The sequence below is a fragment of the Ruegeria sp. CDSC085 genome, from assembly GCF_059610465.1.
Window position 1 is genome coordinate 59,500 of sequence record NZ_JBXWNR010000019.1, and the last position, 12,178, is coordinate 71,677.

At 57.1% G+C, this 12,178-nt stretch carries 13 protein-coding genes; 5 read left to right on the plus strand and 8 right to left on the minus strand.

Going from position 1 to position 12,178, the window contains the following annotated elements; all coding sequences use genetic code 11:
- Positions 1-52: 52 nt before the first annotated feature.
- The 7 genes from AC2FJB_RS19540 to AC2FJB_RS19570 form a co-directional block, all read right to left on the minus strand.
- Positions 53-1,066, minus strand: coding sequence for a TRAP transporter substrate-binding protein (locus AC2FJB_RS19540; RefSeq protein WP_299353554.1), 1,014 nt, complete (start codon positions 1,064-1,066; stop codon positions 53-55).
- Positions 1,067-1,198: 132 nt separating this feature from the next.
- Positions 1,199-1,990 (minus strand): DNA-binding transcriptional regulator, encoded by a 792-nt coding sequence (locus AC2FJB_RS19545; protein WP_496720217.1) that lies wholly within the window; start codon positions 1,988-1,990, stop codon positions 1,199-1,201.
- 47 nt (positions 1,991-2,037) lie between these two features.
- Positions 2,038-3,018: a fumarylacetoacetate hydrolase family protein gene (locus tag AC2FJB_RS19550; RefSeq protein ID WP_299353559.1), complete on the minus strand. Its 981-nt coding sequence runs from the start codon at positions 3,016-3,018 to the stop codon at positions 2,038-2,040.
- A complete protein-coding gene (gene mhpA, locus AC2FJB_RS19555; protein WP_299353562.1) occupies positions 3,015-4,529 on the minus strand; it encodes a bifunctional 3-(3-hydroxy-phenyl)propionate/3-hydroxycinnamic acid hydroxylase MhpA in 1,515 nt (504 codons plus the stop codon). The genes AC2FJB_RS19550 and mhpA overlap by 4 nt, the downstream gene beginning before the upstream one ends.
- Positions 4,530-4,543: 14 nt before the next feature.
- Positions 4,544-5,515, minus strand: coding sequence for a VOC family protein (locus AC2FJB_RS19560; protein WP_481668174.1), 972 nt, complete (start codon positions 5,513-5,515; stop codon positions 4,544-4,546).
- A gap of 566 nt (positions 5,516-6,081) precedes the next feature.
- Entirely contained in the window at positions 6,082-6,591 is a 510-nt protein-coding gene (locus AC2FJB_RS19565; protein ID WP_142638752.1) for a nucleoside deaminase, read from the minus strand.
- Positions 6,592-6,728: 137 nt separating this feature from the next.
- Positions 6,729-7,406, minus strand: a complete 678-nt coding sequence (locus AC2FJB_RS19570) for an ankyrin repeat domain-containing protein (RefSeq protein WP_142638754.1) — start codon at positions 7,404-7,406, stop codon at positions 6,729-6,731.
- Between the two features lie 54 nt (positions 7,407-7,460).
- On the opposite strand from AC2FJB_RS19570, the gene AC2FJB_RS19575 reads away from it, so the two are divergent.
- Positions 7,461-7,805 carry a WGR domain-containing protein gene (locus AC2FJB_RS19575; protein WP_282121165.1) on the plus strand — a complete coding sequence of 115 codons (345 nt, stop codon included), beginning with the start codon at positions 7,461-7,463 and terminating at the stop codon, positions 7,803-7,805.
- A gap of 60 nt (positions 7,806-7,865) precedes the next feature.
- Here AC2FJB_RS19575 and AC2FJB_RS19580 read toward each other — a convergent pair whose 3' ends face one another.
- A complete protein-coding gene (locus AC2FJB_RS19580; protein ID WP_185956720.1) occupies positions 7,866-8,087 on the minus strand; it encodes a hypothetical protein in 222 nt (73 codons plus the stop codon).
- A gap of 228 nt (positions 8,088-8,315) precedes the next feature.
- On the opposite strand from AC2FJB_RS19580, the gene AC2FJB_RS19585 reads away from it, so the two are divergent.
- The 4 genes from AC2FJB_RS19585 to AC2FJB_RS19600 form a co-directional block, all read left to right on the plus strand.
- Positions 8,316-8,738, plus strand: coding sequence for a DUF3768 domain-containing protein (locus AC2FJB_RS19585; protein ID WP_185956721.1), 423 nt, complete (start codon positions 8,316-8,318; stop codon positions 8,736-8,738).
- Positions 8,739-8,957: 219 nt separating this feature from the next.
- Entirely contained in the window at positions 8,958-10,817 is a 1,860-nt protein-coding gene (locus tag AC2FJB_RS19590; protein ID WP_142638760.1) for a ParB/RepB/Spo0J family partition protein, read from the plus strand.
- A 177-nt stretch (positions 10,818-10,994) separates the two neighbouring features.
- Entirely contained in the window at positions 10,995-11,531 is a 537-nt protein-coding gene (locus AC2FJB_RS19595) for a hypothetical protein (RefSeq protein WP_282121162.1), read from the plus strand.
- Positions 11,532-11,777: 246 nt separating this feature from the next.
- On the plus strand, positions 11,778-12,178 hold a 401-nt coding region (locus AC2FJB_RS19600; RefSeq protein WP_496720220.1), incomplete at its 3' end, for a class I SAM-dependent DNA methyltransferase.

Genomic DNA, 12,178 nt, shown 5'->3' on the forward strand with positions numbered 1-12,178 from the left:
CCAATGAAGGGCCTTGTTGTTGGTGTTTTGAAACGCTGAACGTGCGGTCAGGTCACTCGGCGGACATCTGCTCGACGATAAAGGCATGCGCGGCAACTGCATCGACGCCCTTTGCACTGACCTCGGAGAGGACCTTTTCAATCAGCGGTCCTGTAAGTGCCTGCCACTTGGCCGCATCGTCAGCCGAGGCCTGTGTCAGTGCATTGTCGGAATTCGCGTGCAGCGATTCGATGCCAGCCGCATCGATCTGGTCCCAGGCTTTGCCCGCAGCGCGTGACAAGTTTTCGCCAAATACCTTATCCAGTGCAGCGCGATCGGCATCAGACAGCCTGTCGAATGTGTCCTGGTTCATGATGATGGCGAAAGATCCACGATAGAACCCGCCCGGAACTTCGTAAGAGTTTTTGGCAACTTCGAACAGTTTGAAGCTCTTCTTCGCCTCCATCGGCATCATCACACCGTCTGCGGCATTCGATTCCAATGTTTCATAGACTTTTGGAGCGGGCACACGGATGCCCGTTGCCCCCAGTGCAGCCCCGACATCGCCAGACACGCCGCCACCTAGTCGCAACTTCATTCCAGAAATGTCTTCAAGCGCGGTGATCTGCACGTTCGAATGCAGTACGCCCGGGCCATGGGTCATCATCGCCAGAACCTTGACGCCCTTGTGCTCATTCAAATCGGCAAAGAATGTGTCATACGCCCGCCAGCTTGCGACCGACGCGGCCTCGGCGTTACCCTCGTAGCCCGGAAGTTCGATCATTTTCGTCGACACGAAGCGGCCAGGCGAATAGCCGTGGAAGATCCAGGTGATATCGGCCGCACCGTCAAGCACCAGGTCGAATTGCGCCGGAGGGCTGCCCAGACCATATTTGACTTCGGCACTGACCCGCCCGTCGGTGGCCTCTTCGATCATTTTGGTTAGCTCAGGCCAGATCATGGCGTTGACGCCATGCGTTGGCGGGGCCCAAGACGAAATCGTCAGTGTGGTGTCAGCGGCCTGCGCTGCCATGGATGCAATCGACATCGCGCCGGCGGCAAGACCTGTGATCAAAGTATGTTTCATGATGTGTGTTTCCTCCCATTTCTTGGCGAAATTCTAGCGCTTCAGAGCACAAAAAAAATATGCTCTTGCGTCCAGCTGTCCGCGTGGCGGACACTTAGCGTTTTGAAGCGCGCCATATGCCCACAGACGCCGTTAAGGCCGACCCGAAATTTCAAGGGTTTCATATTCGGTGGCGATGTTCGCCGCAGCAAACTGCAAAGCGTCGGCATAACGCTTGATCGCCTGATCCATGTTCATGGCCTTGGTGACCCAGATAATCGACAAGCAGCCGACCGCGCGATCATCAGTTAGGATAGGCACGGCCAGGCTGGATGTTTTGGGCCTGAATGTGTGTGGGCCACGGGTGGCGTATCCCTGTTCGGCATAGATCGTCAGGTTTTCCTCCAGCCATCTTTTTCTGAGGAACGGCATGTCTTCGGGAAGGTTTTCGGCGCGCAATAACTCGATAATCATCTCCAGCTCGCGCGAACCACAGACCGAAAGATAGGCCCGCCCCGCTGACGAGCGCAGAATGGGCAGGGAAAAGCCGACCATCCCTGAGTCCACCGACAACGGGCTGCGGCCATGGGTCGATTCCTGGATCACCATATGGGCGTCTTCATAGGTGGAAAGATCGGCTGGCCAGGCGTGGGTTTCGGTGAATTCCGCCATAACTGGTGCCGCCACCTGACAAAGGCGCGAGCGCACCGACACATTGTCTCCCAATGCCGCGGCCAAAGGCGACACACGCACCCGGGCATCGCTGGCGGAACAGAGGACATAGCCCTCTTCTTCCAGCGTGTGCAGCAAGCGATAAACCGTTGGGCGAGGCAAACCCAGCTCTGACGCGATTTCACCCGGACGGGTTGCGCCGACCCGGTTGAGATATCGCAGGATATTCAATCCACGCGCAAGCGCGCGGACAGTTTCAGAGTTTGCCGCCATTTATCCATCACGATCAGGGGGGCGTTCTGTCCGCCCATGATGCAGTTTCACCCGGCCACAACCGACTGGTCAATAGCGCCGAACACGCTGGTGCCGTCGTGGTCCAGCATCTCGAACCGGATTGTGTCGCCGGGTTGCATGAACCGGGTTGTCGGCTCGCCATCGCGAATGGTTTCAATCATACGCTTTTCAGCCAGACAGGATGAACCCACCTCTTGGTGGTTTTCATTGCTGACAGTGCCCGACCCGATGATCGTGCCGGCCGATAGGTCGCGGGTACGCGCGGCGTGGGCGATCAGCTCGGGAAACTCAAAGTTCAGATCCGCGCCCGCGTCGACGCATCCGAATTCGTCACCGTTGTAAGTCGTGACTAGTGACAGGTTGATGCGCCCACCAGTCCAGGCCTCTCCCAGCTCGTCGGGGGTTACGCACACGGGCGAGAAGGAACTTGCGGGTTTCGACTGGAAGAAGCCAAATCCTTTAACCAGTTCTGGGCGCATGACATGGCGCAGGCTTACATCGTTGCACAGCATGATCAGTTTGATATGCGATCTGGCCTGCTTGGCCGTGCATCCCATCGGCACGTCATCTGTGACCACGGCAATTTCGCCCTCGAAATCCAGACCCCAATCGGTATCGACGCAGGGGATTGGGTCGACCGGTCCAAGAAACCCGTCGCCACCACCTTGATAGAGCAACGGGTCGGATTCCGAATTTGCAGGCATGTCAACGCCGCGCGCCTTGCGTACAAGCCGCATATGGCTGAGATAGGCGCTACCGTCCGCCCACTGGAACGCTCGCGGCAACGGTGAGGCCAGTGCCGCCGGATCATACGACATGGAATCGACGACGCCGTCCTCGAGTTGTTTTTCAAGGTTGCGCAGGGCAGGCTCGGCGGTCTGCCAGTCTTCGATCGCTTCGCGCAGTGTGGGTGCCACGGATGTGGCCAAAGTCAAACGGGAAAGATCACGGGACACAACGACCAGCGTGCCGTCGCGCCCGCCAGTTTTCAGGGAAGCAAGTTTCATTTTACGGGCTCTCTTTCTATGATGGTTTTGTAAGGGGTTGGCAGGCTCATAGCTGCAATTGCTTTGATGTCTGTCTGAGTCATGGCGCTAGCGGCGATGTATCGGTCAGGGCGCAGCAGAACGGCATTTGCCCCAATTTCGTCCAACGCATCTGCAAAGGCAGGATGCGCTTCTCCATCAAGAACGCGCATGGCTGGCACGACATCACGGGGCAGTTTGTGACGCACCACAAGCACTGGTGCATACCCGATGGCATCATCAAGCCGCTGACCGTCACTGAGTGTCGGCTGGCTGAACAGGTGCCCGGTGTGCGGCGTGTTGCCAACCACGAGGCTGGCCAAATCACTGCGACCAAGTGGGGGCGAGGTGAACTCCATGCGAGCCTTTCCGTCGCAATCAGCTTCTGTTCGTGCCAGCGCGGTGTCGCGATCCATCGTATTGATCAAACCACCTAAGCGCACCGCCGTTTCGATGAACGTGCGCACGTGGGGCGCGCGCTCGGCTTGATAGCTGTCCAGCAAGTCAATTCCGGTTTCGCCATTGACGCAAAGCGCCAGTTTCCACGCCAGATTGGCGGCGTCACGGATCCCCGCGCACATGCCTTGACCCATAAAAGGCGGTGTCAGATGTGCGGCATCTCCGGCGATCATCAATCGACCTTTGCGCCAGTTCTGCGCGATTGCAGATCGAAACGTGTAGACCGCGCTCCGTTCCAGATCCGCATCCTCGGGGCCAATCCAGGGCGCAAGAAAATCCCATATGCGCGCGGTTTGCAAAACCTCGTCGTCGGTTTCGTCATCTAGAACCGTGATTTCCCACCGCCGCCGGTTTTCCGGGCTTCGGCAATAGGTCATTGGACGATCAGGGTTGCTGAACTGAACCGTGTGATCACCCAGATCGGGGCGGTCCCTCTTAAGCAATAGGTCCACGACCAACCAACGTTCGTCAAACCCCAGATCGTCCATGCCAGAACCGATGGCTTCACGCAGCAAAGATCGAGCACCGTCACAGCCGACAACGAAATTGGCCTTAACCATTGTGCTGTGCTCGTCGCCAGCTTTGCGACAGTACAAAGTAACCTCTTCGCCCTGATCCTCGACGCTAACAACCTCAGTTTCTGTCAGAATCATCGCAGTGTCGCGGCTGGTCAGTTTGTCACGCAACAGCTTCTCAAGGTCAGGTTGGTGAAGGCGATAACTTGAATGCCACCCCTGCGGTCCAATCCCTTGCGGACGGGGCCAGTCCATCAGCAGATTTCTTTGTTGATCGACAAAGCGCATACCCGGATTGACCCGCACTTTTTCATTCAGCTGCTCGGCTACGCCTGCGGCCTGAAAAACCCGCATGGTTTCACCGTCAAAGTGCACAGCCCGGGGGAGATGATAAATCGCCGCCTCGCGCTCGATGACAGCCACACTCACACCGCATTCGGCGAGCAGATTGGCCAGCGTCGCACCAGTTGGCCCATAGCCGACAATGGCGACATCAAAATGTTTGGTAATCTGTGCCATCAGGTTCCCCTCTCTCAGCCACGCCCACGGGTTTCATATAGCCATGGGCAATCGACTACGGGCGGCGCGCGCAACCCGTCCTCAGCGGCCTTGAGCCGCATGTCGACAAAAGGTTCCCGCCCTGACTCGGACAAGTAAAGACGGTCGTGACCCCAGAAACTGGGGCCGCACTTTGTTTCATGTGGCTCCCAGGTCGCGGGGTCGATCACGCGCCCACCCCATCCGTTTTCGACAAAGAAACCCGAGGGGCTGTTGGCGTAGAAGCTGGTCATGTAGTCATTGGTATGGCGCCCCAGCGTATAGGCAATGCCATCCTCTTCCTGGCAGGCTAGGTCATAACCCTGACCAACGTCATCAAGGTTGTGATATTCGACCATGAAGTGGTGAAACCCCGAATTGCCCGAGCCAACTATGGCAAAGCTGTGATGCCGCCCGTTGACGTGGAAAAAGTAGAGCGGCACTGGTTTCAGACCATAGTCACTGACGGCAAATCCCAGCACATCGCGATAGAACGGTAATAGAGCCGTCGCATCGGGCACGTGCAACACCGCATGCCCCATTCCAAGCGGGCCGGTTTTAAAGCCGTCGATCGGCCGCCCCGGCGTAAAGGGGTCTTCGGCTTTTTGTGGGTTCCACACCAGTTCGATCCGGTTTCCCGCAGGATCGTGAAATACGATCAGGTCTTCGACAAACCTGCGGTCTGCCAATTCACGGCTTCCCTGCCCAACCTTATGTCCCGCATTGTCCAGCCGGGCGGCGTAATCTTGCAGGTCTGATTTCTGCGAAAGTTCCCAGCCGATGAAGGCAAGCGTTTCGCCGGGTTCATCGGATATCACCAGGCGCTGCACCAAATCATCCATCCGGAAAGAAAGTTGGCGCCCGCCGTGATCAGCGAGTTGCATGGCAAGTACTTTACTTGCGAATTGCTTCCAGTCATCCGTCCGGTCGGATCGCACACCAAGATAGCCCAAAGATTGAATTGGCATTTCATTTCCTTCCACAGCTGCGCAACCAAACTAGAAAGAGACGGTACCGGAGAGAACTTCTGTCCGGCTCAGTGTCCGCCAGGCGGACAAGGTGTGCTCGTGGAGCGCCTTTGAAAACAGCGTTGTTTTTTGCGCAGATTGCATCTTTGCACGCAGCCTTGATCCGAAAAAATGGATCATTTCCGGTTTCTGACACCACGCTGGATTGGGGCGTGGACATGCTGCCGCCGAAACGGACCAATTTGCCCACGCGTCCGCTGTTCTCTGGCAATGGATGCTGCACGATGCATGAACGGCTGCTCTTGTGAAACTGCACCACAGCGTTTGACAGAGTTCATAAGGTCGTGAATGGGCCTATGGCGACAGAAGGCACGGTTTTGCGAATGACCGTTTTGTCCGCACTGTGTGAATTCAGCATGACCTTAATCTTGCTCTCGCAGCGAACGGCAGGTTCGACGGGCCGCACCGCAGCGGAGGAGACCGGTGGTCAACGGCGGTTGTGGGCCGGACTTCCCACCGTGGGAGGCGAATGCAAAATGAAACGTTGCTGATGGCTGAGAACCATACTAACTGCAAAGCTTCGGGGAACTTGCGCTCGTGATTTTCCGGCCGTAGAACATCAGGCGGACTCCAGCCCAGTATGCCGCGGCTTCACACATGGGACATGGTCGGGAGGATGAGTACATGACCGATCCGGTCAAATCTCGGTGATTAAGGCGTCGCGCGGCATCCCTGATCGCGGCCATTTCAGCGTGGGCCGTGGGGTCTTGATCCAAGATGACCCTGCTCCATGACTGGCCAATAATGACATTGTCGCGCACCACAACTGCGCCATACCCTTGATCTCCATGGTCAATCGCATACTGACGCATCTCGAAGGCGCGCTCCATGAATGAGGCATCTTTGGGATCACTTGGCTGAGGTATAGCGTCGTCCGCACCCGAAGAAGTTTGGCCCAGGACAGAGCCACTCAAGCCGACCGTCAGCGCGCCAAAGCCTGATGCAGCAAGAAAGCTGCGCCTCGCGCAAACAAGCGCGCTGTAGCCGACCTGTTTACTTTTTCCGATCTTGTTCATTTTGCCGTTGTCCTTGGGATGTCTTCATCTTTGTCGCCACTCTACCACGCCGAGACCTTGACCCGAGGTCGGTCATATCCAAGCTGCCATCGGTGCCTGTCCGGTGAAACTCACCGCTTCCGCCTGCCGGACAGGCCTCAATCCTCTGTTCTCAGCCGCTCTGCCATCTCGGAAAATCCGCGAAGTTCGGCGTGTTCGAGTGGGGTAATTCCGTTACGATCGGCAAGCGATCTGTCAGCACCCGCAGCCAATAAGGCATCCAGAACCGCAAGATGATCCGGGCCGCCGTCGCCAAGCACAACGGCTTCGATAACGGCTGTCCAATGAAGATTGTTCACATGGTCCAGAGGCGCGCCGGCGGCGATCAGCCGTCTGACAATCTCGACATGACCGAGATGCGCGGCCGCGATAAGAGCGGTTCCGTCATAAGGGCTGGTCGTGAGGCCGGGATCGTTGCCGAGCTCAATGGCGAGCGTCATCAGTTCCGGATCATTTGCAACGGCCGCAATCGTGACCACGTCGTAGGCCTGATCTTCAAGTGCATTCATGTCGGCGCCAGCCTCAGCCAGTGCACTCAATGCCTCGTCCTCTGAAGCAAACGCGGCCACATGGGCTGGTGTGCGACCCCACGAGTCCCGCGCGTTGACGTTTGCCCCTGCCGCAACGAGTTGCCGGATCATTTCTTCGTTGCCGGTGTGAGCGGCTGCGAAGAGACCGTCGTATTGCGCGACCTCATCAGCCGAAGGCGGTGTCTGCGCCGCACCCGCGTTGGCGGCAAGACCCATCACGAAAGCAAATAGTAGAAAACGAAACATGGCAGATCCTATTACCTACATATTGGTCAGCTATAGTAGTAGCGGATGCATTCGATGTCATTTTCCGTTCAGGATCAGGGTCCTTTCCCGGGAATTGATTTCGCAATGTCATTGGACAGAAGGGCTGAATTGACCGACAATCGCGTCATGGAACTGACAGCAACGACACCTGTCCACCTGATCCATGTGGACCCCGACGTTAACATGGCGCGGTTCTATGGAATAGAGTTGCAGCCGACGTTGTTTGGCGAAGTTTCTGTTCTTCGTACCTGGGGACGTATCGGCACAAACGGGCAAGCCATGTTGGTGACGTACGAAGACGCAGCCCAAGCTAGTGAAGCGCTTCATAACCTTGAAAAGCAAAAGCTCCGACGAGGGTATGTTCCGGTCGGTGAGTGATTTCGGGCTGCGGCCTTTGTCCCTTGGCAAATCCCGAGCCAGCTGGCTCGTGACCGGGCTCTAGGTTTCAGTCGGCATGCCGGCTTCCACCCAGAACACCCCAGAATGATCTCCCTGTCCCAGTAGCCCCTGAACCGTCTCTTGCGAGCCGGGCAGGGGCTTTGGGTCATGGTCGGTCCATGCCGTGGTGATCTGCCCGTTCGGGTGACGATCCCTTTTGCGCTCCCGCAGGATCAAAGATCCTTTGGCTTCTTTTTTGTTGGTCAGGCGGGATTTGGGCAAGCCAAACGCCCCCCCGACGTCAGGGGGAAGGCGCGGCCTCCCCCCTCGGACAAGACAAATAGACAAGACCGTGTCCTCGCGCGTTGCGCTGCGGGCCGCACCACTCTTGTCGATTTGTCCTGTCTCGCCCCTCTCCGCGTTCGCCACGGGGCAGGTTTTAGAGACGACGCCCTTTCAGGGCTCGGCTCAAAACCAGCACCAAAGGGGATCAGCCCCGGAGGTCACACCATGAGAGGAGAGACGGTTTTGAACCTTGAGACGACAAATGACATCGAAAATGACACCAGCCTTCAGGCGGCAGAGATTGCGGTCCAGAATGACCTGTTTCGGAAAGCCCTGATCGATCCGACTGCAGCCATTGAGATGCAGTCCAAAGGCATTCAGGGGCAGGTGTTTGTCACGCCCGGCGTGTCAGGCGAAGGGATGGAGTTCCAGACCGCAGCTTTGAAGGCGGTGGCGTCGGATGACCAGTTCGATGAAGGCAATGACCCTTATGGTGATCACACATTCGGGACGGTGATCGTCAGCGGCCAAAAGCTGTTCTGGAAAATCGATCTTTACGACGCGGATTACACATACGGCTCCGACCGCCCGTTTGACCCCGCAGTGACGCGTCGCGTCCTGACCATCATGTGCCCCAGCGAATACTGATCCCAATCCCAAACCAGAAAGGAGGTGAACACCATGAGCAATGAAATCTTGCAGCAGCGTATCGCAGAAGCGTGGGCGCTAATCAGGAAGGGCGATGACTTCGACATCGGACGCCGCTTCCTGATCCAAAACGCAGCCGTTTAAGCGGCCTCGCTCTACCCCCACGAGGGGTAGGGCACCCTTAACACAAAGCAAAACACTCAAACAAGGATTTGCCCCATGAGCAAACTCGAAACATTCACCGCACCGGAAATCATCGAAGCCATCGCCCTGACCGATCTCTACCTGTCTGAATTGAACCCGCGTCAGGAGGTTTCTGAGGAAGGCATTGCCCTGCTGGCCGACAGTCTGGTCATGTGCGGCCTGATCCAGAACCTCAGCGGTCTGCGCGACGCAGATGGCAAAGTCGCCATCGTCGCCGGTGGCCGCCGCTTGCGAGCTCTGAACATCGCCGTGACCGAACGTGCCGATCTGGCACAGGTGCCGGTCAAAGTCACGGATAATCCGTTTGTGGCCGAGCAATGGGCGAATGCGGAAAACACCGCCCGTGAAGAACTGGACCCGGTGGACGAGGTCCGCGCCTATGGCAAGATGGCGGAGAAATCCCTGTCTGTTGCCAAGATCAGCAACGCGTTCGGCGTGACCGAAGCCCATGTGCGCCGCCGCCTCGCATTGGCCGGTCTGCCTGCCGCCGTATTGGACGCGCTCAAAGCCGATGAGATCAGCATGGGGCTGGCCAAGGCCATGACAGTCAGCACCGAGGAAGAGAAAATTCTGGAGGTGCTGGAACAGGCCAAAGAGTGTCGGTGGTTTAGTGAGCATGATGTCAAACAGGCCCTGACCTCTGAGGCTGTCAGCAGCACCAACCGCAAGGCTGTGTTTGTCGGGCAGGAGGCTTATGTTGAAGCCGGCGGCACGGTCACCACCGATCTCTTTGCCGATGAGACCCTGTTCAATGAAGGTGAGCTACTGGACCGTCTCTTTGCTGAGAAACTGGCGACAGAAGCAGAAAAGCTGCGCGAAGCGGAAGGCTGGGACTGGGTGGACACCCATGACGAAAGCTACATTCCCTATCGGTTCTCGGGAAGTGAAGGCATGCACCGTCTGGAGATGGTGAGCCGGGACTTCACCGAAGAACAGGCCGAGCGGTATGACGAACTGGCCGAACTCTATGAGGCTGAGGCTCTGGATGAAGATGGCGAAAAGGAGCTTGCAGCGCTCGAAGACTATGCCGCGCCGTTTTACTCCGACGATCAGCGCATGCTGTCCGGTGTGTTTGTCTATGTCGGCAACACTGGCGAGATCAAAACATCCTCGGCCTATGTCGCGGCGGAACATCTCCAGGCCGCCATTGAGGCCGGTATTCTGGCCCCGGTCAAAGAGTCCGAGGCCAAAGAGAAACCAAAACCTGCCTATTCGCAGAAGTTCATCGACGACATGGTGGCGATCCGGCTGGCGGCGGTTCAAACGGCTTTGCTGGACAAGCCTGACTATGTGCTGAGCCTGTTTGCGTTCTTCACCACCCCGGCCTCCGGTCTGACCAGCACCTTGTTTGGCTTTGGCGGCGCTGAACGGAATACGCCGGAAATCGACGACCAGTTCATCCTCGACCCGCGTCTTGGCGGGGAGCGGGATGCGGCAGCAGAGGCAGCCTATGATCAGTTCCACGAAATGGCCGCACAAGGCAACGTAGAGGCGTTCAAAGCGTTTCGCGATCTGGGCAAGAAGACCCGCAATGGAGAGATCACAGCTTTTCTGGCCCGGCGGTTCCTGACCCAACGCCCGGAGTTCATGGGCGAGATCGAGGCTGAGATTGGTGCCGGCATGCGCGCGATCTGGACCCCCTCTGCTGAGAACTGCTTCAAACGGCTGAAAGGCTGGCAACTGGATGATCTCTACAAGGACCTGCTGGACCTGCATGGCGACACGGATATGTTCAAAGCCTTTGCGAAATCCAAGAAAGGCGCGAAGAACGAGGCGATGCACAAGCTGTTCAACGATGCAGAACATCAGGTGGCATTGGGTGTGTCAGAGGCACAGAAAGCGAACATCGACGCTTGGGTGCCGGATTGCTTCTGAACCCAATGGGGCAGGGCGCACAGCGCCCTGCCTATCAATCTCTGGCTGTGTCATCCTCAATGAGGAAAACTCAAAGTGGCATTGCGTGAACACCCCGTCGCGCATAGCTAACAGAGGTCGGTCACCCGGCTCATTCTCAAAAGCGATCACTTGATCAAAACGGATTTGGATAGACCCATGGACACCACTTCGAACAAGCTCGAAAAAGCTGCTCGCCGTGTCTGGAAATCCGCGCAGATGTTTGTCGGGTTTCATACGGATCAGAAGGGCAAACCGCGCGAACAGCCAAAGCTCTGGCCGCCGAAAAACGGGAGCGCGTCGATCCATGGTGACCCCAGCGCGCAAGAGGCCATCGTTGTTGTGAAAGCGGCTGATCCAGAGGCGGCACAGGACGTGCAGATCAAGCTGCATCCGAACCGTATTGTTGTGCGCCGCGATGCGGAAATGTGGTGGCAGGGTGTCGCCGTGGATGAGCATTCTGTGACGGTCCGCATGGCCGACAACACGATCATCGAAATCCGACATGACGGGTCGGTCATACGCCGCTCGGCGGAAGATGAAACCCATGTTGAAGCCGATGGCAGTATCTTCAAGTTCACCGAGTTTGCCGAGGCGCATATGACGGGTGACGGGGTGGAAATGACCCGCCGCACCGAGGATAGGATCGCTACGATATCAGCCGACGGTGTTGTCGATCGCGCGCGCAAGCGTTAGCCTGGTTTCAATACCTCGAGACTTTCCTTCGGTTAAACTTGTGGCCCGCTTCGGTGGGCCTCTTTCTTGCGGGAAAGATTGTCGGCAGAGGCTTGCCGAAGTCGCCTCTATTCCTTCCATATGCCGTTCCAAACCCATGTTGACTGTTGTCGCCAACCTAGCCAATGTCGCGCGTTCGTATCGATGCGTCTGCCTCAGCGTAGATGTGTTGGAGCCGATGAAATCCCACAAGGAAGCGTAAGCAACATGACCGATGACTGGAACGACTATGCGGATGGCTGGGACGACAACAGCGACGTTAGACGCTACGCAAACCACGCTTTTGCCTCGCTCGACGACCACTTGAATCTTCGTGGGAAGGATTGGCGATCAAAACGCGTGCTCGACTTTGGATGTGGTACCGGATTGCTGGCGGAGAAAATTGCACCGCATGTGGCGGAAGTTTTCGCGGTTGATACTTCGGAGAATATGATTGACGTCCTTCAGAACAAACAGCTGCACAATGTCAGGGCCGTTCACGGAGATATGCTGGCTGGAGATGTTCCGGAATTAGGGAATGAGTTTTCAGAATTCGATTTGATCTGCGCGTCTTCCGTTTGCGCCTTTCTTCCAGATTACAGTGGCGCCGTGGCAGTACTGGCGGGTTT

Bases quoted from the DNA above. Each gene is read 5' to 3' on its own strand.
- AC2FJB_RS19540 (WP_299353554.1), bottom strand. From the start codon at position 1,066: ATGAAACATACTTTGATCACAGGTCTTGCCGCCGGCGCGATGTCGATT.
- AC2FJB_RS19545 (WP_496720217.1), bottom strand. From the start codon at position 1,990: ATGGCGGCAAACTCTGAAACTGTCCGCGCGCTTGCGCGTGGATTGAAT.
- AC2FJB_RS19550 (WP_299353559.1), bottom strand. From the start codon at position 3,018: ATGAAACTTGCTTCCCTGAAAACTGGCGGGCGCGACGGCACGCTGGTC.
- mhpA (WP_299353562.1), bottom strand. From the start codon at position 4,529: ATGGCACAGATTACCAAACATTTTGATGTCGCCATTGTCGGCTATGGG.
- AC2FJB_RS19560 (WP_481668174.1), bottom strand. From the start codon at position 5,515: ATGCCAATTCAATCTTTGGGCTATCTTGGTGTGCGATCCGACCGGACG.
- AC2FJB_RS19565 (WP_142638752.1), bottom strand. From the start codon at position 6,591: ATGAACAAGATCGGAAAAAGTAAACAGGTCGGCTACAGCGCGCTTGTT.
- AC2FJB_RS19570 (WP_142638754.1), bottom strand. From the start codon at position 7,406: ATGTTTCGTTTTCTACTATTTGCTTTCGTGATGGGTCTTGCCGCCAAC.
- AC2FJB_RS19575 (WP_282121165.1), top strand. From the start codon at position 7,461: ATGTCATTTTCCGTTCAGGATCAGGGTCCTTTCCCGGGAATTGATTTC.
- AC2FJB_RS19585 (WP_185956721.1), top strand. From the start codon at position 8,316: ATGAGAGGAGAGACGGTTTTGAACCTTGAGACGACAAATGACATCGAA.
- AC2FJB_RS19590 (WP_142638760.1), top strand. From the start codon at position 8,958: ATGAGCAAACTCGAAACATTCACCGCACCGGAAATCATCGAAGCCATC.
- AC2FJB_RS19595 (WP_282121162.1), top strand. From the start codon at position 10,995: ATGGACACCACTTCGAACAAGCTCGAAAAAGCTGCTCGCCGTGTCTGG.